The 19,222-nt window shown below is 53.2% G+C and carries 17 protein-coding genes; 2 read left to right on the top strand and 15 right to left on the bottom strand.

The window, feature by feature from the left end:
• Positions 1–29: 29 nt before the first annotated feature.
• The gene (locus IAE30_RS24105) at positions 30–1,406 is read right to left on the bottom strand and encodes an NCS2 family protein (RefSeq protein WP_200681125.1); all 1,377 of its coding nucleotides are present in this window, start codon (positions 1,404–1,406) and stop codon (positions 30–32) included.
• 92 nt (positions 1,407–1,498) lie between these two features.
• The gene (locus IAE30_RS24100) at positions 1,499–2,434 is read right to left on the bottom strand and encodes a zinc-binding alcohol dehydrogenase family protein (RefSeq protein WP_200681124.1); all 936 of its coding nucleotides are present in this window, start codon (positions 2,432–2,434) and stop codon (positions 1,499–1,501) included.
• A gap of 70 nt (positions 2,435–2,504) precedes the next feature.
• On the opposite strand from IAE30_RS24100, the gene IAE30_RS24095 reads away from it, so the two are divergent.
• Positions 2,505–2,981 (top strand): MarR family winged helix-turn-helix transcriptional regulator, encoded by a 477-nt coding sequence (locus IAE30_RS24095; protein ID WP_045815732.1) that lies wholly within the window; start codon positions 2,505–2,507, stop codon positions 2,979–2,981.
• A gap of 52 nt (positions 2,982–3,033) precedes the next feature.
• On the opposite strand, the gene recG is transcribed toward IAE30_RS24095, so the two are convergent.
• From recG to gmk, 5 genes are read right to left on the bottom strand one after another with little or no spacing between them, the layout of a single operon-like run.
• Complete coding sequence (recG, locus tag IAE30_RS24090; RefSeq protein WP_200681123.1) at positions 3,034–5,112, bottom strand: ATP-dependent DNA helicase RecG; 2,079 nt, start codon at positions 5,110–5,112, stop codon at positions 3,034–3,036.
• Positions 5,109–5,804, bottom strand: a complete 696-nt coding sequence (gene trmH, locus IAE30_RS24085; RefSeq protein ID WP_034823857.1) for a tRNA (guanosine(18)-2'-O)-methyltransferase TrmH — start codon at positions 5,802–5,804, stop codon at positions 5,109–5,111. Before trmH ends, recG begins: the two co-directional genes overlap by 4 nt.
• 3 nt (positions 5,805–5,807) lie before the next feature.
• Positions 5,808–7,916 (bottom strand): bifunctional GTP diphosphokinase/guanosine-3',5'-bis pyrophosphate 3'-pyrophosphohydrolase, encoded by a 2,109-nt coding sequence (gene spoT, locus IAE30_RS24080; protein WP_038644020.1) that lies wholly within the window; start codon positions 7,914–7,916, stop codon positions 5,808–5,810.
• A 20-nt stretch (positions 7,917–7,936) separates the two neighbouring features.
• Positions 7,937–8,212: a DNA-directed RNA polymerase subunit omega gene (gene rpoZ / locus IAE30_RS24075; RefSeq protein ID WP_034823855.1), complete on the bottom strand. Its 276-nt coding sequence runs from the start codon at positions 8,210–8,212 to the stop codon at positions 7,937–7,939.
• Between the two features lie 57 nt (positions 8,213–8,269).
• Positions 8,270–8,893 carry a guanylate kinase gene (gmk, locus tag IAE30_RS24070; protein WP_034823854.1) on the bottom strand — a complete coding sequence of 208 codons (624 nt, stop codon included), beginning with the start codon at positions 8,891–8,893 and terminating at the stop codon, positions 8,270–8,272.
• 239 nt (positions 8,894–9,132) lie between these two features.
• Between gmk and ligB the strand changes: the two genes are divergently transcribed.
• Positions 9,133–10,875, top strand: coding sequence for an NAD-dependent DNA ligase LigB (ligB, locus tag IAE30_RS24065; RefSeq protein WP_038644021.1), 1,743 nt, complete (start codon positions 9,133–9,135; stop codon positions 10,873–10,875).
• Here the strand turns inward: ligB and IAE30_RS24060 are convergent.
• The 8 genes from IAE30_RS24060 to IAE30_RS24025 form a co-directional block, all read right to left on the bottom strand.
• On the bottom strand, positions 10,816–11,433 hold the full coding sequence (locus IAE30_RS24060; RefSeq protein WP_038644022.1) for a trimeric intracellular cation channel family protein: 618 nt from the start codon (positions 11,431–11,433) through the stop codon (positions 10,816–10,818). The two genes, ligB and IAE30_RS24060, sit on opposite strands and share 60 nt — an antisense overlap.
• A gap of 321 nt (positions 11,434–11,754) precedes the next feature.
• Positions 11,755–12,399 carry an oligosaccharide flippase family protein gene (locus IAE30_RS24055; RefSeq protein ID WP_038649777.1) on the bottom strand — a complete coding sequence of 215 codons (645 nt, stop codon included), beginning with the start codon at positions 12,397–12,399 and terminating at the stop codon, positions 11,755–11,757.
• A 74-nt stretch (positions 12,400–12,473) separates the two neighbouring features.
• A complete protein-coding gene (locus tag IAE30_RS24050) occupies positions 12,474–12,740 on the bottom strand; it encodes a hypothetical protein (RefSeq protein WP_200681122.1) in 267 nt (88 codons plus the stop codon).
• 436 nt (positions 12,741–13,176) lie between these two features.
• Entirely contained in the window at positions 13,177–13,572 is a 396-nt protein-coding gene (locus tag IAE30_RS24045; protein ID WP_034823851.1) for a hypothetical protein, read from the bottom strand.
• Between the two features lie 218 nt (positions 13,573–13,790).
• On the bottom strand, positions 13,791–14,933 hold the full coding sequence (locus IAE30_RS24040; protein WP_369801880.1) for an alanine racemase: 1,143 nt from the start codon (positions 14,931–14,933) through the stop codon (positions 13,791–13,793).
• A 72-nt stretch (positions 14,934–15,005) separates the two neighbouring features.
• A complete protein-coding gene (locus IAE30_RS24035) occupies positions 15,006–16,487 on the bottom strand; it encodes an efflux transporter outer membrane subunit (protein WP_234465589.1) in 1,482 nt (493 codons plus the stop codon).
• A 112-nt stretch (positions 16,488–16,599) separates the two neighbouring features.
• On the bottom strand, positions 16,600–17,523 hold the full coding sequence (gene lpxP, locus IAE30_RS24030) for a kdo(2)-lipid IV(A) palmitoleoyltransferase (RefSeq protein ID WP_038644026.1): 924 nt from the start codon (positions 17,521–17,523) through the stop codon (positions 16,600–16,602).
• 420 nt (positions 17,524–17,943) lie between these two features.
• Positions 17,944–19,212, bottom strand: coding sequence for a maltoporin (locus IAE30_RS24025; RefSeq protein ID WP_200681129.1), 1,269 nt, complete (start codon positions 19,210–19,212; stop codon positions 17,944–17,946).
• Between the last annotated feature and the right edge of the window lie 10 nt (positions 19,213–19,222).

The raw sequence follows: 19,222 nt of genomic DNA, 5'->3' as shown, positions 1-19,222 counted from the left end.
AACAGGCAGGCCGCAGCCTGCCTTAAGGATTACTTTTCCTGTGGAAAGACGAGGTTAAGCACGATTGCGGTGATACCACCGGCAGCAATGCCTGAGGAGAGCAGGGTTTTCAGCCAGTCCGGGGCGAATTGCAGAATCAGCGGTTGCTGTGAAACACCCAGGCCAACGGCCAGCGACAGTGCGATGATCATAATGGCGCGGCGGTTCAGCGGCTCGCGCGAAACGATGCGTACACCCGATGCCGCAATCGTGCCAAACATCACGATGGTGGCTCCACCCAGCACTGGCTCAGGAATGTGCTGCACAAAACCACTCACCGCCGGGAACAGGCCGAGCACAATCAGCATCAGCGCCACGACAAAACCCACATAACGGCTGGCAACGCCGGTCAGCTGAATCACGCCGTTGTTCTGCCCGAAGCAGGAGTTCGGAAACGTATTGAACAATGCGGATACAAATGAGTTGAGGCCGTTAGCCAGCACGCCGCCTTTCAAGCGCTTCATATACAGCGGACCACTCACCGGTTGTTCTGACACATCCGAGGTGGCAGTAATATCGCCAATGGTTTCCAGTGAGGTCACCATAAACACCAGCATCAGCGGGATCAACAGGTTCCAGTCAAAACCGAGGCCGTAATATAGCGGTGTTGGCACCGCCACCAGTGGTTGATCGGCGGGCGCGCTGGTGGCAGGTAACATATCCAGCGCCCATGCCAATCCGTAACCGACAGCCATGGCGATCACCAGTGAGGCCACACGCAGGTAGGGATTGCGCTGACGGTTAAGCAGGATAATCACCACTAATACCGCGCCAGCCAGCAGCAGATTTTTTGGCGCGCCGAAAGAGTGATCGCTCATTGCCGCGAAGCCGCCGCCAATCGAGGTCAGGCCAACCTGAATCAGTGACAGGCCAATAATCATCACCACAATGCCGGAAACCAGCGGTGTAATAATACGACGAGCCAGATGCAGGACGCGTGACAGCACCATTTCGGTACAGGAGGCCACCATCAACGTACCGAACAGCGCGGCCATCATGGTCGGGACATCGGCACCGCCATTTTTCAGCGCCATGCCGCCCATAATCAGCGGTGTCACAAAGTTAAAGCTGGTGCCTTGAATCGACAGTAAACCAGAACCGACTGGTCCCCAGGTTTTGATTTGCAGGATTGAAGCCACACCCGATGCAAACAGCGACATGCTGATAATGTGTTGCGTATCCTGAGCCGGTAAACCCAGCGCCTGGCAAATCAATAGCGCAGGAGTGATGACCGCGACAAACATCGCCAGCAGATGCTGACAGGCCGCAAAGAGGGTTTGCGGTAGCGGTGGACGGTCTTCGAGGCGGTAAATCAGTTCACTCTGTGGACGGGCTGACTGATGAGATTCAGCAGTATTAACGGACATGGTGCGCGTTCTCAATGACAACAAAGGGGCGATTTTAAACGGTTGCGGTGTGAAAGCAATCGTTTGCAATGCCCCTTTTCACTTGCATTGATTTAAAGCGTAAACACGGTACGACTACGGCTATCATCTTCCTGCCAGGCCTGAGCCACTTCACTCAACGGACGCATCTGGAAAGCGACCGAAAAATCACTCTCTGCCGCGGCATTCAACATTTCGCTGATACAGGCAATCAGCTCCGCATCGGATACGCTACCCAGCCCGCTGCCCATTAATGTCAGACCGGATGAGCGCAACAGCTTGCTGTGCAGGGTGATCTCCTGGCCACTCAGCGAGCCGATTTGCACGAAGCGCACCGCTTTCTCTCCCCCCGCGACAGCCGCCTGCATGATATCAAGTGCACTCTGGCCCCACAGGTAATCCAGCACGATATCGATGCCTTCTTTCATCAGTGCAGGCAGTGCGCCGGGCAACTCATCCAGCGTCAGGGTGATGTCCGCGCCTTGGGCATGCAATTGATCCAGTACTTCACGATTGCGTCCGGTGGCGATGATTTTGCCTGCGCCAAGATGGCGAGCTATTCGCACTGCTAATCCACCTGAGGTGCCGGTGGCGCCATTGATCAACACGGTTTCACCCGGCTGCAACTGCGCCCGGCGCGTCAACGCTGCCCAGGAGGACATGCCCGGATTGGCGATGGCGGCAGCCAGCACCGGATCGAGCGAAGCGGGCAATGGCACAATGGCCGCGGCGGGAACCTGCGTTCTTTCCGCCATGCTGCCCCAGGGCGCATTAAAGGCGAGAAAATAGACCGGATCGCCATTGCTGAGCGTACCGGTACCGTCAATGCCGGTGATAAAAGGATAATGTGTGGTGGCGCTGTAGTGTTTGCCAGAAGCGCGTGCCTTCGCCAGTTGACTGACGGCAGCCGCTTTAACGCTGACAACCACATGCTGTTCATCGGCTTGTGGCTCGGGAAAATCACCGTAAACCGGCTGTTCGCCCGCTGTGGAAACGATAGCTGCTTTCATGCTTTCTCCTTCAGATAATCGGAAATTATGTGTAATATGCACACATTAGTTCTGCCTCGGGATAAAGTCAATGAAAAGTGTGCAAAATACACATAATAATGCAGAGTTCGACGATCTGCATAATGCGCTGCTGATGATTGTGGGTACTTTTAATCGCCCGCAACGTGATGAATTACTAATAAAAGAGTCCAATATTCAACTCGATCGTGCGTTATTTCCGCTTCTGATCCAGATTGGCCGCTTTGGACCGATTGGCGTGGTGGAACTGGCAGAGCGCGCCGGACGCGATTACACCACGGTGAGCCGTCAGGTGGCGAAACTGGAAGAGCTAGGGCTAGCGCAACGACAGAAAAATGCCAAAGACAAACGCGTCAACGAAGCTGTCATTACCGCCACTGGCAAAGCGATGACGGATAAAATCGATGCCGCACGGGCGCAGATTTATCAGCATCTGTTTGAGAACTGGCAGGATAGCGAGCGCACCGAGCTGACGCGTCTGTTGCAGAAATTTGTCGGGGATTTTATGGCGATCGATCGTAGCGAGTAAGGGCGGGCATCGTGTCGTGTTGGCTCTTCAACACGCCGTCTTTTGCCCACTTTTAAGCGTTGCTGTAGCGCTCGGTCTCTGGCAGCCAGCGTTCAATCAACGCCTGAGCCTGTTCTGGATAGTGCTGATGGATATGGCGCGCCACGCGTTGCACTTCCGGGATCATGCCCTGATCGCGCAGTAAGTCTGCAACCTTAAACTCCGCATTACCGGTCTGGCGCGTACCCAGTAATTCACCGGGACCGCGAATTTCCAGGTCGTGCTGAGCGATGACGAAGCCATCGTTGCTGTCGCGCAGTACCTGCAAACGCTTCTGCGCGGTTTTGCTGAGCGGCGCTTTGTACAGCAGCACACAATGCGAGGCGACTGCGCCACGGCCCACGCGGCCACGCAGCTGATGCAGCTGAGCCAGGCCCAAACGTTCCGGGTTTTCGATGATCATCAGGCTGGCGTTGGGCACGTCTACCCCGACTTCAATCACCGTCGTTGCGACCAGTAACTGAATCTCGTTGGCTTTGAAGGCCGCCATCACCGCCTGTTTCTCTGCCGGTTTCATGCGGCCGTGCACCAGCCCAACCTGCAAGCCAGGCAGCGCAAGTTTCAACTCTTCCCAGGTGGCTTCCGCCGCTTGTGCTTCCAGTACATCTGACTCTTCAATCAGCGTACAGACCCAGTAAGCCTGGCGACCTTCATGGCAGGCGTTTTTCACCCGCTCAATAATATCGCCGCGGCGACTGTCAGGAATGGCCACCGTGGTGACCGGTGTGCGGCCAGGCGGTAATTCGTCGATGGTGGAGGTATCGAGATCGGCATAGGCGGTCATCGCCAGGGTACGCGGAATCGGCGTGGCGGTCATAATCAGCTGATGCGGATGGAAACCCTGCTCTTCACCTTTTTCCCACAGCGCAAGACGTTGATGAACGCCGAAGCGGTGTTGCTCATCAATGATCACCAGCGCCATGCCATTGAATTTCACCTGTTCCTGGAACAGTGCATGCGTGCCGACCACCATCGCTACCTGCCCGCTGGCAATCGCTTCCTGCTGGGCTTCACGTGCTTTGCCTTTTTGCTTACCAGCCAGCCAACCCACTTCAATGCCCAGCGGCGCAAACCACTGGCGGAAATTGTTGGCATGCTGCTCGGCCAGCAGTTCAGTCGGCGCCATCAGCGCCACCTGTTTGCCATGCGCGATGACATCAAGCGCCGCCAGCGCAGCGACCAGCGTTTTGCCCGATCCAACATCACCCTGCACCAGACGCATCATCGGGAAGTCGTTGGCTAAATCGCGTTCGATCTCCTCAACCACGCGTTTTTGCGCGCCGGTGGGTGAGAAGGGCAGCGCGGCCAGCAATTGATTCACCAGATGATGCTTAGCAGGCATCGGCAACGCATGATGACGTTGAGCACCGGCACGAACCGCCAGCATGCTGAGGTTGTGCGCCAGCAGCTCTTCAAGGATTAAGCGCTTTTGTGCGGGATGGCGACCAGTTTCCAGTTCGCTCAGACGTAAATCGGGCGGCGGACGATGCAGCGTGCGCAGGGCATCCGGCAAACTCATCAAGCCACCGCTCAGTTCTGACGGCAGCAATTCGGCAATCGGGCAGCTTTCCAGCAACGTCAGCGCTTGATCGGTGAGATTGCGCAGCGTGGCCTGACGAATGCCTTCAGTGGTGGGATAGACCGGTGTCAGGGTTTCCTGTAGCTCGACGCCGCCCTGTTCGCCCTGCACGCGATACTCGGGATGAATAATTTCAGCACCGCGCTGGCCACGTTTGATTTCGCCATAAGCGGTGACGCGGCGGCCTGGCGCCAGACTGTTTTTCATCCCGGCATTGAAATTGAAGAAGCGCATGGTCAGCATGCCGCTGCCATCACTGATCTGGCACACCAGCATGCGGCGGCGGCCAAACGTGATCTCACTGTGCAGCACTTCACCTTCCACCGTGGACCAGACGCCCGGCAGCAGGTCATTAATCTTGTAGAGTTGGGTGCGATCTTCGTAGCGCAGCGGCAGATGCAGCAGCAAATCCTGAATGGTGAACAGGCTGAGTTTAGCCAGTTTTCCCGCCTGACTGGCGCCGACGCCGGTCAGGGTACTGAGCGGTATGGCATCCAGCAGACGACCTTTCATTTTTTACCTGTGGATTGCATGGTGGCCCACCAGTCGGCATCGGCTTCCACCTCGCCCTGGGCGTTGATATGCGGATAAGGCAGACCTTTTTGCTTCGCCACGCGCGCAAGCACAGGATAACCGCCTTCAAACAGCAAACGCTGCTGTTCATCGGCATCAAGCAGGCTGTGCTGACGTTTGTACATGCCCGCGTTCTGCCGTTGACGCTGCGCTTCATACAGAATCAGCGCGGAGGCAACGGACACGTTGAGCGACTGCACCATGCCGACCATGGGCACAATGATGTCCTGATCGGCGAGCGCCAGCGCTTCAGCGGTGATGCCGGTTTTTTCCTGCCCCATCAGAATGCAGGTTGGTTTGGTGTAATCAATCTCGCGGAAATCCACCGCATTGGCCGACAGATTGGTGGCCAGCACCTGCATGCCTTGATCTTTCAGGTGACGCACGGCTTCCGCGATATGACGATGCGTCTGCACTTTCACCCAACTGTTGCTGCCCGCTGAAGCGGATACCATGGTGCGCATGCGCACGCTAGGCCAGACGGCGTGCACTTCATGGATGCCGACCGCGTCAGCAGTACGAATCACCGCCGAGACATTATGCGGCTTATGGACCTGCTCCATGCAGACGGTGAGGTCGTGCTGGCGCATGGCCAGCATTTCCTGGATACGAGCAAAACGTTGAGCGTTCATGCACTAATTACGGTTACGGTGAACTTTAATCACATCTGGCATCACGCGGATTTTACGCATAATGTTGGCCAGATGGACGCGATCGTTCGCGGTGAGGCGGATAAAGGCGCTGTAAACACGGCCGTCGCGCTCTTCCGTGTTAAGACTTTGGATGTTGGATCCCGCGGTGTTGATCGCCGCCGTCAGGTTCGCCAGTGCGCCCTGATGGTTGAACATATCCACCTTAATTTCCGCAACGAACTCCTGATCGATAACTTTATCCCACTCAACCGGCATAAACTTCTCGGGCTCTTTCTGATAGCCACGGATGTTACGACAGGATTCGTGGTGCACCACCAGGCCTTTGCCCGGGCTGACGTGCGCAACAATCGGATCGCCAGGAATCGGGCGACAGCACTTGGCAAAGGTAATCAATACGCCATCAGCACCTTTGATCGGCAGCTTTTTGCGTTTGCTGTTGCTTTGCGGCTGTTCAGCACCCGACTGCAGCAGGTTTTTCGCCACGACCACGCTCATGGCGTTGCCGAGGCCGATCTCTGCCAGCAGATCGTCAATGCTGGCCAGCTTCATGCGTTCCAGCTCGTGCTGGATATTCTCCGCCGGAATTTCCGCCAGTTTTTTGCTGCCGCCGAGAGCATGGCTCAACAGGCGACGGCCAAGGTTAACGGAGTCTTCGCGTTTCAGGTTTTTCAGCAGCTGACGAATCTTGGCGCGCGCTTTTGAACTCACCACAAAGTTAAGCCACGCCGCATTCGGACGTGCGCCTGGCGCGGTGATAATTTCAATGGTTTGGCCGCTGGTTAGCGATTGCGACAGCGGATAAGGCTGGCGATCGACGCGGGCGCCGACACAGGCATGGCCAATATCGGTGTGCACGGCGTAAGCGAAGTCTACCGGCGTGGCGCCAGCAGGCAGTTCGACGATGCGTCCTTCCGGCGTGAAGACGTAGATCTCATCCGGGAAGAGATCGGATTTGACGCTCTCGATAAATTCAAACGAGCTACCGGCGCTTTGCTGCAGCTCCAGCAGGCTTTGCAGCCAGCGCTGGGCGCGAATCTGTGCGGTCGTGCCGCTTTCACCGGCCTCTTTATAAGCCCAGTGTGCCGCTACCCCCATCTCCGCCATCTGATCCATATCTTCGGTACGGATTTGCACTTCAACGGGCACGCCGTGCGGACCAATCATTGATGTATGCAGTGATTGATAGCCGTTGGCCTTGGGAATCGCGATGTAATCTTTGACGCGTCCAGGACGCGGTTTGTACAGGCTGTGCATCTGACCGAGCACGCGATAACAGGTATCCAGGTCTTTCACGATAACGCGAAAGGCATAAATATCCATGATCGAGTGGAATCGCTGCTCTTTCAGGTGCATTTTGCGGTAGATCGAATAGAGATGCTTCTCGCGACCACTCACACGGCAGGGAATGCCTGCTTCCTGTAAGCGCCCATCGATTTCAGAAAGGATCTTCTGAATCATCTCTTTACGATTACCGCGTGCCGCTTTCACCACCTCTTTTATCACGCGGAAACGATTTGGATAGAGGGCTTCAAAGCCGAGTTCTTCCAACTCTGTTTTCAGGTGATGAATACCAAGGCGGTGCGCCAGAGGACTGTAAATCTCCAGCGTTTCCAATGCGATACGACGTTTCTTATCCGGCCGTAACGCACCGAGCGTGCGCATATTGTGCGTGCGGTCAGCCAGCTTGATCAGAATGACGCGGATATCCTGCACCATCGCCATGATCATTTTGCGAAAGTTTTCAGCCTGCGCTTCTTTCTTGTCGCGGAACTTCAGCTTGTCGAGTTTCGACACGCCTTCCACCAGTTCGGCCACGCTTTTGCCAAACAGCTGTTCCATATCCTGGTAAGTGGCGGGTGTATCTTCGATCACGTCATGCAGCAGCGCTGCCATCAGCGTTTCATGGTCGAGTTTCATCTCGGCCAGAATGCAGGCAACGGCAACAGGATGGGTGATGTAAGGTTCACCGCTGGAGCGTGTCTGACCCTCGTGGGCATCACGCGCGACGAGATAAGCTTGCTTGAGGCGCTTGATTTGCTCCTCAGGCAAGTATTTTTCAATCAGTTGATTGAGGCTTTCAAACAGATACAAGGTTGACCTGCGAAGTGCTGTTAACGACGACCTTCAGCGATAGCGGTAACGGCTTGTAACTCAGCGGCTTCCTGCTCTTGCTGCTCCTGACGATCACGCACATCCAGAATCTGGGTGGTGATCAGGCCTTCTTCGATTTCGCGCAGGGCGATAACGGTGGCTTTATCGTTCTCTTCCGGAACCAGCGGATCTTTACCGCCTACCTGCATCTGACGTGCACGACGTGCAGCGACCAACACCAGGTCAAAACGGTTACCAATTTTCTCTACTGCGTCCTGAACGGTTACGCGTGCCATAGGTGTGCTACTCCACAGATGATGAAGAAATGACTGGGCATAATACTGAAAGTGACTTCAGACTGCCAATAGTTTGCTGATTAAAGCATCATGTCGCGATTTTTGGCGACTCATACGCAGACGTTCTGCGCGAATAATGTGTTTCAGGTCGGTCAGTGCCAGGTCGAAATCATCATTCACGATCAGATAATCGTATTCAGCGTAGTGACTCATTTCCGCCACGGCTTGAGCCATACGGCGGGCGATAACCTCTTCGCTATCCTGACCACGGCCACGCAGGCGACGATCTAACTCTTCAGTCGACGGCGGCAACACAAAAATGCTGCGTGCGGCAGGCATTTTCTGACGAATTTGCTGAGCACCTTGCCAGTCGATATCCAGAAATACATCGACACCGGTCGCCAGCACGCGCTCAATCGCGGCGCGCGAGGTACCGTAGTAATTGCCAAACACTTCCGCATGTTCGAGGAAGTCTTCAGCGGCAATCATGGTCTCAAATTCGGGCTTGGAGACAAAGAAATAGTGTTCACCATGAACTTCACCGGGACGCACGCCGCGAGTGGTATGGGAAACAGACACCTGCGTATCGTACAGCGGCTGTGTCTTCAATAAAGCCTGAATCAGACTGGATTTACCCGCGCCACTGGGGGCGGAAACAATATAAAGCGTGCCTTGAGCCATGGTTATCTTGAATTGAGTAAAGAGCGGAGTCGATTTCCTGCACAGTATACACGGCTTAACGGTGCCACGCAGCGTTTGCCGTTGGGCTAAGGTAATTCTTTTTCTGTGAACCCGCGCCAGACAACGCGGTAAGCCGCTGCAAACGGCTTAAAAAACCGGGAATACGTTTGCTCTTTATCACCTTCAGCACTGGTCATTGCCCTCATCGCACTCTCCAATAGACAAAAAGGAGAGCAACGATGAAAGGATGGTGGTGGCTGTGTTGCTGGTTTTTCACTGCGGCTTGCGGGGCTGAAGCGTTGTGCCCTAACTGGTCACCGGTGCGCGCCGAACAAGAGATAGTTCAATTACATAGCCAGCTACGGCACTGGGATGATGCCTACTATCGCAAGGGCACGAGTCTGGTTAGCGATGGGGACTATGACAGCCTGCAGCAACGCTTACTGCATTGGCAGCGCTGCTTCACGCCGGATCAACAGGCTTATAAAGCGCAGCCCACAACGGACGGTAGTACCCGACATCCGGTGGCACACACAGGGGTACGGAAACTGCGTGACAAGCTGGCAGTGGCTTACTGGATGCAGGATAAATCGCCACTGTGGATACAGCCGAAAGTCGATGGCGTAGCGGTAACGCTGGTGTATCGATGCGGGCAATTGGTTTCTCTGGTGAGTCGCGGCGATGGCCTGCGTGGGGAAGAGTGGGTAAGCAAAGCCCATCATATTCCGGCAATTCCACCGCACATCGACACCGAGCGCGAAGAGGTGGTGCTGCAAGGTGAGCTGTTTCTGCTCATGACCGATCATCAGCAAGCACGTGACGGAGGGCGAAACGCCAGAGCGCAGGTGGCGGGTGCGATGATGCGTCATGAAGCTTCCCCGCTGCTGGCAGATCTCGGCATTTTTATCTGGGCATGGCCCGATGGTCCAATTCAGATGCCCGCTCGACTGGCGCAGTTATCACGCTGGGGATTCGGTCTGGCGCAGGACTGGAGCCGCCCAATCGAGAACGAAGAGGAGGCGGAGGTGTGGCGCGATCGCTGGTTCCGTGCATCTTTGCCGTTCGTCACCGATGGCGTCGTGATCCATCAATCACCCGTCGGTGCCGGGCGGGACTGGCAGCCTGGTCAGGGACACTGGTCCGCCGCGTGGAAATATCAGCCGGTTGAAGTCAGCAGTGAAGTGCTGTCCGTGGATTTCAATGTAGGGCGCACAGGGAAAATTGCCGTGGTGCTGAACCTCATTCCCGTTCAGCTGGATGATAAAACCGTGCGCAGAGTGAATCTTGGATCGCTGCGGCGATGGCGGGAGCTGGATGTCATCGCAGGTGATCAAGTGATAGTCACGTTAGCCGGTCAGGGGATTCCTCGCTTAGAGCGAGTAATTTGGCGGGTGAGAGGGCGCGATTATCCTTTAACACCGCAGCAGGGCGAATTTAATCCGCTGTCTTGTTTGCACTTCAATCAGGATTGCCGGCTGCAGTTTTTATCACGCCTCAGCTGGCTCAGTCAGAAATCGGTGCTGAACATCCCTGGCGTGCAACGGAGTAGCTGGCAGCGATTACTGAACAGTGGCGCGATCACCCATCTTTTCTCCTGGCTGACGTTAACGCCAGAAGAGATCGCGCACGACAGCGGGATGTCCTCTGCGCGGGCACAAGAGATTTGGCAGCGTTTCCAACAGACACGTCAGCAACCCTTTCGGCGCTGGGTGAGCGCATTAGGTCTACCGCTTCCCCGTTCCGCGTTGCAGGCCTTACCGGATAACGACTGGACAGCGTTACTGGCTCGCTCGACAGAAGAGTGGCAGCAGTTACCGGGCATCGGGCGCACGCTGGCAGAGCGAATTGTGACCATGCTGCAGGATGAGGAGTTACAGCAACTGATTCGCTTTTTACAGCAGCAGGAAATTCCTGCTGCACCTTCAATGCTCGGGGTGGGGATAGTTGAAGATCGGCAGGCCAAGGCGGAAGCGCAGCGCTAATAAGCGGCCAATGAAGCCGGCCAGCAGCGTAATGATCACCACGGCTTCATGGGGAAGCGGCGTTTTGAGCAGCAGAATGTAGAGCCAGCCTGCGGCAAATGCGATACCGGCATAGAGCTCTTTTTGGAATACCAGCGGGATGCGATTGCAAAACATATCACGCAGCACGCCACCAAAAACCCCCGTGATCACGGCGGCAATAGCGGCAATGATCGAGGCATGACCAGAATCCAGCGCGACCTGCGCGCCAATAATGGAGAACACCACCAGGCCAAGCGCATCCAGTACCAGAAACACTTTACGCAGATGATTCATTAAAGGGGCAACAAAAGTGGTCACCACCGCAGCGGCGGCCACTATCATGATGTACTCCGGGTTTTTAACCCAACTCAACGGATAATGCCCGAGCAAGATGTCACGCACCGAGCCGCCTCCGATTGCAGTGACGGACGCAATGATGATGACGCCAAACAGGTCCATTTTGCGGCGACCAGCGGCCAGCGCACCGGTCATAGCTTCGGCGGTGATACCAATAATGTAGAGAACGGTTAATAACATAGAGCACTCCAAAAGATCGGCGGCCAGCCTAAAGATTTCCTCAGCTATCGACCACTGAGTATTTCTAAAGCAGACATCATCGGATTAGCTGTTTTGATGCCGCACATGCTAACAGGCTTAACCCGCTTGATAAATCAGGCGTGCGTTATGCTTTCGCATTAAAAAATGTGATGTGCTCCGTGTGATCGTGCAGGTCTGAGAGGTAAGAGGACGGGGAAGAAGAGATGTTAACCGTATCAAAAAAGAAAAAAGCGTGCTGGCGACCAGCACGCGAACGCATCTTCTCAGATGCCCAGAGCCCACCATACAGACTTGTTTTTATTATCCGTTTCTTGCTCGCACGTTAGCGAAACTTTTCAGGCTAAAACGGTATTCTGGCTGGAACCAGGAACGACCGTAGTAGCAGTAGACCAGCATTCTGATGGATACCATGGCCAGGTAGCCCCAGATAGCGCACAACACTGAAGGGGTCAGCCATACGGTAAACAGTGTGACACCCAGGCCTACCAGCACCGATGAGGTTTCTGTGAAGGCGATACGCGAGAATTGTTTCTCACGCTGTAATATGGCGCGATAATGTTGCCCTTGCGGAATAATGATGAAAATCACCGAAATCATTTCCAGCATAATCGCCATTTCCGGTTGATTCATTATTCGGCTATATAAATCACTACCAATAAACAGCACGGCGAATATCATCATGCCACTTAACACATTTCCCCAGTAGAGAATGGAAAGTTCGCTGTTATTAAGGTTTATATTTCTGATAACTGAATTACCAAACCCACGATCGGCAAGCGTATCAATAATCAATAACATCACAATGGCAATGGCGAGTAAATCTAACTCGTTTGCCTGAAGTATTTGTGCCAGAAGTGAAAGCTGTAAAACACCAATGCCGACGATTTTTATGGATGACAAAATTGACCATTTGGCGCTGGCCAAACTTTTTTCTCTTATCGCCATGTTCTGCTCGTTATGGTACATGTACCAATGCAATTAAGGGTTCACCCGGGCGCCTGCCCAGAGTACAGATCACATCAATGCAGCGTGTCCTGACGCAGCCCTGAAATGCCTTTTAGAGTTTGCCACGTAAAGATGCATTCAATTAAATGATGCTCTGAATTTAAAGAGATGCCCCTGGCGCGTAAATATTTCATTGTCTCAGCGGTATCTCCTCCTGTTCGGAGGAAATCCGCAAGATCATCATAAAATCCCTTTGAATTATTATATTCCCCGGCCAGTATCCTACTGGCAATCTCAACAAATTCTTTTTCAGACAACAAAGGATAGGTTGAGCGATCCATGTTATTTCCCTGCTGTTGTTATTATCGGGTATTGCTGTGTGTGAATGAGTTATACCGTGTTTTAATTAAATTAACACCATAAGAAAACTCCTATAAATGAACTTCAGGAATAAATGGTTTCAGACTTTGCATCAGAATAGATAAGGGGACGGCTGAGCGATTAATAAGTTATGTCAGACATTTTGATCGGCGATTAAACAAGTCATTTGAATAAGTAAGAAAAAACACCGATAAATCAGAGGGACTAAGATTTAGGTGACGTGCTCTCACCAGGAATTTTCCTGGTGAGAAGACTTTAGCCAGACTGGTGATTAGCACGAAAAGGAGCAGATATCATCGTTAAACAGTTAAACGCTATTACGTGGAAAAAATTGACTCTTTTATGGATTACTTCCAGCGAAAATTAAAGCATTACGATTTTTATAATGCATTGATTCTAATGAGTTAACAGGTGTAGAAGTTGATCCAGGTCGCGTTTTACCCAGGCAACATCCTGAGAAAATTTTTCATCAGACATAAGGGGTTGGCGATAAACCACCATCACCACTTCGGCTCCCTTTTCGTTAGCAATCACGCGCATCGGCATATAAATCTCCTTACCGCTGCCGGTATCGATCCAATGATCCATGACGCCAAAGGGGTTATGTGGCGTGAAGCGGATTTTCACTGAACCTTCAGGTCCTTTGGCTTTCCAGTAGTTACCCTCTTGCGTGAGCGTACTGGCACTTAGCCCACTGGCCCATTTGGCAAAGCATTCAGGTTTCCAGATGGTTTCATATAAATCTAACCAGTTGCGGGGAATGGTCAGCGTGACTGTTTGAGATGGCAGCATGGAACCTCCGTTAGGCGAATGAAAGGCAGGGAATCCGTAAGGGTGGCTTCTGGAGATGAATGATGACCGCCACAGTAAAATGGCGGTCTTAAGGCCGTACCCTACAGAATGATGAGACTGCCTACAGCAAAGAGTACCTTAACTGAAGGGGATTCCGCTGCAAATGGCAGGATAGTGGAAGTGTGCTGCAACAGAGGTTTCCAGTAAATATCCTGCTATCAGATAAACTTGCCACGTCCCTGAATATCCTTCGTCTCTGCTGTGCCGTCCTGATGGCGTAAAACAAAGCGGTCAGATTGAGCCACTACCGCGCAGCTGTGATTGGGGAAGATGCGCAGCAGAGCCCCACGCGCCGGAGCATGATCTCCGTATTGCAGAAAGCCATGCTCTTCCGAAAGCTTCAGAACGTCGTATTGGTTGCCCTGCTCATCAACGGCGATACCGAAACCGCTGGCGTTAGTGCCGTGCGGACCTTTATCAGAGCTGAGCATCTTGGAGCCGGCATCAATAATCGCGTAATGCGGATTCACCGCCACGACACGTGTTACCACGCTGAGTGCCAGTGCATCGGGCGTGCACAGCCCCAGGCGCCAGGCGGTAAGATCCAGCAGCGCATAATTTCCCGGACGAATCTCGTCGCTGCCTTCAGCCACCGGCGCGGCCAGTGCTGTAGGCGTAGAGCCAACAGAAATGGGGCAATGCGCAAAGCCTGCAGCGATCAATTGCTGCTGAACCTGGTGCATTAATATGATTTCTTGCTGTGCAACTTCAGCAATAGCCTCGGCATGACCTGCGCCGTAAGCATGGCCGGCGTGCGAAACCAGTCCGGCAAAAGGCAATCCCGCTGCTTTAATCTGCTGCGCCAATGCCACGGCGTCACCGCTGTGCGGATCAACCCCCACGCGATGCAATCCCACATCGACTTTAATGGCGATAGAGAGTTCACAGCTGGGCTGCTGGCGATGCGCTTGAGCAATGGCCGTGACGCCGAGAGTACAGTCGGCAATACAGGTGACACGCGCCTGATGTTGCACGGCGACAGCCAGTAATTCAGTGAGTGTATCGGCGTGAACAACGGGATAAGCCAGCAGTACATCACGCTCCCCGCCAAGGATAAAGGCAATACCCTCACTGGGTTTTGACACGGTAATCCCACGCGCACCTGATTGACGTTGCTGCTCGGCAATCCAGACACTCTTATGGGTTTTAATGTGTGGGCGCAGCGCGACACCCGCAGCATCGGCTTTTTGCTGCATGTGTTGCAGATTACGTTGCAGACGCGTCGCATCAATTTCGAGATAAGGCGTCAGTCGGTCAGCGATAAGCGGCCGTAACCAGCCGGCATTGGCATTCTGTTCCATCATGATAATCCGCAGAGTATTCCAGGTGCGGACTATCATTCATTAATGTGCGGCAGAATGCCAGCCGTCAGCTTATCCCTTAGCTGAAGCGCTAGCGTTCTGGAATCCGCCCCCCAGGTCTTCAATCAGCACCACCGCCAGATTGATCTGCTGCGCTTGTAACGCCACCAGTTTCTGATCGGACTCGATGAGTTGGTTCTGAATGGTTAGCACATCAAGGTACGGACGCAATCCTGCGGTGTATTCACGGTTTAAATCATCCCATGCGCTATGAATGAGTTGATTCGCGCTCTGCTGCTGCGCCAGCTGATCCTGAATCGACTGCAGTTGCGTAATGGTATCGCTGATATTACCCAGGGAGCCAATCAGCAGCTTGTTGTACTGCGCCACGGCCAGATCATAGTTAGCGTCACTTTCGGCTAAATCGGCGCGGCGCTTGCCGGCATCGAAGATCGGCAGAGACAGACTTGGACCCACGTTAAAGAATCGGCTGGGTGCACCGAAAAATGCATCGCCGAGCAGTGAACGTGTACCGGCTTCCGCCACCAGGTTGATGTTGGGATAGAACTCGGTTTTGGTTGCGGCAATTTGTTTTGATGCCGCTTCTACGCGCCAGCGTGCTGCCACCACATCCGGGCGACGGCCCAAAAGCTCCGCTGGAATATTACCCGGCAGCGTGGCGGCAATTGGGACACTCATTTTCGCCGGTTTCAGTTGGTGCCAGTAATCGGGCCCTTTGCCGATCAGCGTGGAGAGTTGAATGCCAGCATCGGTGACATTCTGTCTGGCTTCGGTCAGAGTTGCTTCAGCGGTTTTTTGCTGCGACAGCGCCTGCTTATATTGATAGTCGGACGTCAGACCGGCGCTGACATACTGCTGCTGAATTTTGGCGATGCCACTGGAACGATCGGCATTCTGCTTTGCCAGTTCAGCGTTCGACCAGGCCAGGTTGAGGTTATTCCAGGCACGCGTCACGTTGACGGCGAGTGTCAACTGGCTGGCCTGACGCTCTAACTCACTGGCGCGCGCCTGGCCCAGCGCGGCTTCTGCCGCATCTTTCTTACCGCCCCACAGATCAAAGGTGTAGCTCATGCCGATATTGGCAGTGCGCAGCGTGCTGTAGCTTTTCCCTTGCAGAAGCGGGTCGTCGACTTTTGCCACACGTGAACGCGTGATTCCGGCATTGAGGTCCACATCGGGATAGCGCTCAGCATCGGCGGCAATGACCTGCGCATTGGCTTTATCGGCCTGCGCATTCACCACCTGCAGATCCGGGCTTGAAGTCATGGCATCAGCAATAAGCCGATTCAGCTGTGGATCGTTAAATCCCTGCCACCATTCGGTTTTCGGCCAGTTTGCTGCGCTGAAATGCGCGCCGCTAAGGGATGCATTGGCTTGCAGTGAGTTGGCATCGAGCAATGAGTTATGAGGATGTAAGCCGTGCGGATTGGCACAACCAGCCAGCAGTGCGCTGGCCACGGCAAGCGCCAGCAGCGCGCGTGGTTTAGTGGTAAATAGCAGGTTCATGTTTTTGGTCAGAATAGAAGAGAGCATACCATTACATGAGTCTGTGCAATTTTTGACAAACCTGTTTTTCGTTAAGAATGGTTGGTAAATGTGAGCAGTGCAGAAGGGGCAGCAGGAGAATGCCTGCTGCATCAACAGATTAGACGTAAAGTGACGCTTCACCCGGTGGGCGAGTTTTAAAGCGGCGATGCAGCCATAAGTATTGCTCAGGTGCGCGCAGGATCTCTTTCTCGATCACTTTATTCATGTATGCCGCGGCAGCCGCTTCATCTTCATACGGATAGTTTTGCAACTCCGGCTGAATGATGAGCTGATAGCCGCTCTTATCGCTGTTGCGGATCAGCACTATCGTTAGCATGGCCGGTTTAGCCAAGCGCGATAATACGAAGGTGCCATTGGTGGTAGCCGCTTTTTCGACAGCAAACAGCGGTGCGAAAACGCTGCCTTTAGGGCCGTAATCCTGATCTGGCGCGAACCAGACGGCTTCGCCCTGTTTCAACGCCTGCACCATACCGCGCAGATCGCGACGATCAATCATCGCCTTATTCGATCGCATACGACCTTTCGTCTGTGCCCATTCCATTGCCTGATTATTGTGCGGACGATACATCGCCATCATCGGCTGACACAGCCCAGTGATGCGACCCCCCAGCTCAAGCGACATAAAATGCACGCCAATCGCCATCACGCCACGTTGATCTCGTTGGGCATGTTGCAGGTTATGCAAACCTTCAACATGGAAATAGCGGCGAACGCGCGCATCAGACCAGAACCAGGCAATGCCGGTTTCTGCCAGCGCCATACCAAGGGATTCAAAGTTACCCGCGATCAATACCTCTTTATCTTCCTCATTGATATGGGGGAAGCAAAGTTCAATATTGCGGCGGGTAATGCGCTCACGACGCTTCAGGAAGTGGCGCGACAGCTTGCCGGCAGAGGCGCCAAGCCGAATTAAAACAGGATAGGGAAGCTGCACCAGCAGCCACAGCACACCCAGCCCAAACCAGGTAAACCAGTAGCGGGGATGCAAAAGTTTAGAATTGAACTGCCCGTTTTTCTTCATAACGCCTTCAGGGAGAGAGTGGGTGTATCGCACAAAGAAGGGTGTCCATGAATTCCTGGCGGTACGGCTGTGTTAATTACGACCAGTAGATTAGCAAATAGTGCCCTCAAAGAAACGTAATCTCTGCAATCTCCAGGATTGAGAGGTTTCATTGAGATAAGGAAATTTAAAAAAATGATGATGTAAATTGTATATACTTAATTGAATTATAGATGTTTTTACACAATGAATGAAGCTGTGAGCTGAGTTCGACCTTCATACCTGGTCAAACAATATCATGAATGTATACCGATCTTTTCAATTAACCTACATTGCGAAATTTCAAAAATCGGCTAATCACATCAACAACAGATGAATATGTATACTGCCTTTCGGTTAAAACGAATAGTGCGCAAGTAGAACACCTGCGCACTAAATCAGTTACCACCACGCTTCAATCTGAGCACCAAATGCAATTTCGTTGTTTGACCCTCGGCTGTAGGTTTTTGCTGGAGTATCTCGCATTGCCAGATCCTTGCGGTATCCGCTATCGTTTGCAGAAGCATAGCCCCAGTTTTCATTCCATTTCGCATAAGTTGTATACAGGCGTAAGGCAGGGCGTGACCAGATGCTTTCTCCTGCCTGCCATTGCTGTGCCAGAGTGAGCTTGTATTGCCTATTGCGTTCATTAACCTGCTGCGATTTGACACTGTCATAACCTAGCTCAAGCAGCGTGCTCATTATCGGCGTCCATTTGTACATTGGACGAACACCCGCGCTATACCATGTCGATCCACTCTGATTGTCTCTATCTACATTTTGATAAAGCGCGACATACATCAGTCCCCACTTATCGTTGATATCGAAAGCACCATGATTAATGAGCCTGATCATACTGCCATTGTTATCAACACTGGCTCCTTCAGGCCGGCCTGTCCGCTGGGAGGTCATCGCGTCAGTGGCATATTGGAAGACAAACTTATTAAATCCTTTCTTTAATGTTTGCGTATGCTCGGCCGTTGCCATCCAACCACGTGTTGAGGCACCCTCTGTGAGTGAAAAACCTTTCTGCACCTGGGCACGGCCATAGTCAACGCCGAGTTCGAGTGTGCCCCCGGGATTGGTTTCAATATCCGCCAGGCGCACATCAAAGGTGTCATTGATCGTGGGTTGCCACTTCATTTGATTCTCAATAAATCCCCACGACCCGCCTGCTTCGGTGTTGCGTGTCACTGCAAATGAAAATTTTCCGACTGGGGTATGAATATCTTCTAATCCTGCGCCAGGACCAGAAATGTCCCAGTAGTAAAAATCAATCATATGCACATCATGGCGTTGATAAAGACGTTTACCCGCCCATAACGTTGAGCCAGGCAACGCCTCAATCAGATTCTTGCCTTGAATATTGGCCTCACGAAAATTAGGCGTCACGCTCTCTACGTCATTCTGCTGGGACACAGCGTACGCGACAAGAGTATCAAGATAAAAACGCTGTTCATTAGACTCCCAAAGGGATTGACCCAGTTTAAGTTCTGCATAGGTCTCGCATTCATTGCCCAACCGGAAAGATCCATTTGCCCCCGTGGTGCGGGCACATTGCTGCTCACCTCCTTTGCTACTCCATCCAATGCCAGAACGCACATAGCCACCGAAATCGACTGCCATTACGGGGTCCACAACGATAAGTCCTAACAGCGGAATTAAGCGCATTGATTTCCCT

It is taken from the genome of Pantoea sp. S61 (assembly GCF_016625145.1).
GTDB lineage: Bacteria > Pseudomonadota > Gammaproteobacteria > Enterobacterales > Enterobacteriaceae > Pantoea > Pantoea rwandensis_B.
This window is presented reverse-complemented; position numbering and strand designations above follow the sequence as displayed.

What these genes read in the sequence shown, in the direction of transcription:
- IAE30_RS24105 (WP_200681125.1), bottom strand. Translation starts at nt 1,406, where the DNA reads ATGTCCGTTAATACTGCTGAATCTCATCAGTCAGCCCGTCCACAGAGT.
- IAE30_RS24100 (WP_200681124.1), bottom strand. Translation starts at nt 2,434, where the DNA reads ATGAAAGCAGCTATCGTTTCCACAGCGGGCGAACAGCCGGTTTACGGT.
- IAE30_RS24095 (WP_045815732.1), top strand. Translation starts at nt 2,505, where the DNA reads ATGAAAAGTGTGCAAAATACACATAATAATGCAGAGTTCGACGATCTG.
- recG (WP_200681123.1), bottom strand. Translation starts at nt 5,112, where the DNA reads ATGAAAGGTCGTCTGCTGGATGCCATACCGCTCAGTACCCTGACCGGC.
- trmH (WP_034823857.1), bottom strand. Translation starts at nt 5,804, where the DNA reads ATGAACGCTCAACGTTTTGCTCGTATCCAGGAAATGCTGGCCATGCGC.
- rpoZ (WP_034823855.1), bottom strand. Translation starts at nt 8,212, where the DNA reads ATGGCACGCGTAACCGTTCAGGACGCAGTAGAGAAAATTGGTAACCGT.
- gmk (WP_034823854.1), bottom strand. Translation starts at nt 8,893, where the DNA reads ATGGCTCAAGGCACGCTTTATATTGTTTCCGCCCCCAGTGGCGCGGGT.
- ligB (WP_038644021.1), top strand. Translation starts at nt 9,133, where the DNA reads ATGAAAGGATGGTGGTGGCTGTGTTGCTGGTTTTTCACTGCGGCTTGC.
- IAE30_RS24060 (WP_038644022.1), bottom strand. Translation starts at nt 11,433, where the DNA reads ATGTTATTAACCGTTCTCTACATTATTGGTATCACCGCCGAAGCTATG.
- IAE30_RS24055 (WP_038649777.1), bottom strand. Translation starts at nt 12,399, where the DNA reads ATGGCGATAAGAGAAAAAAGTTTGGCCAGCGCCAAATGGTCAATTTTG.
- IAE30_RS24050 (WP_200681122.1), bottom strand. Translation starts at nt 12,740, where the DNA reads ATGGATCGCTCAACCTATCCTTTGTTGTCTGAAAAAGAATTTGTTGAG.
- IAE30_RS24045 (WP_034823851.1), bottom strand. Translation starts at nt 13,572, where the DNA reads ATGCTGCCATCTCAAACAGTCACGCTGACCATTCCCCGCAACTGGTTA.
- IAE30_RS24040 (WP_369801880.1), bottom strand. Translation starts at nt 14,933, where the DNA reads ATGGAACAGAATGCCAATGCCGGCTGGTTACGGCCGCTTATCGCTGAC.
- IAE30_RS24035 (WP_234465589.1), bottom strand. Translation starts at nt 16,487, where the DNA reads ATGCTCTCTTCTATTCTGACCAAAAACATGAACCTGCTATTTACCACT.
- lpxP (WP_038644026.1), bottom strand. Translation starts at nt 17,523, where the DNA reads ATGAAGAAAAACGGGCAGTTCAATTCTAAACTTTTGCATCCCCGCTAC.
- IAE30_RS24025 (WP_200681129.1), bottom strand. Translation starts at nt 19,212, where the DNA reads ATGCGCTTAATTCCGCTGTTAGGACTTATCGTTGTGGACCCCGTAATG.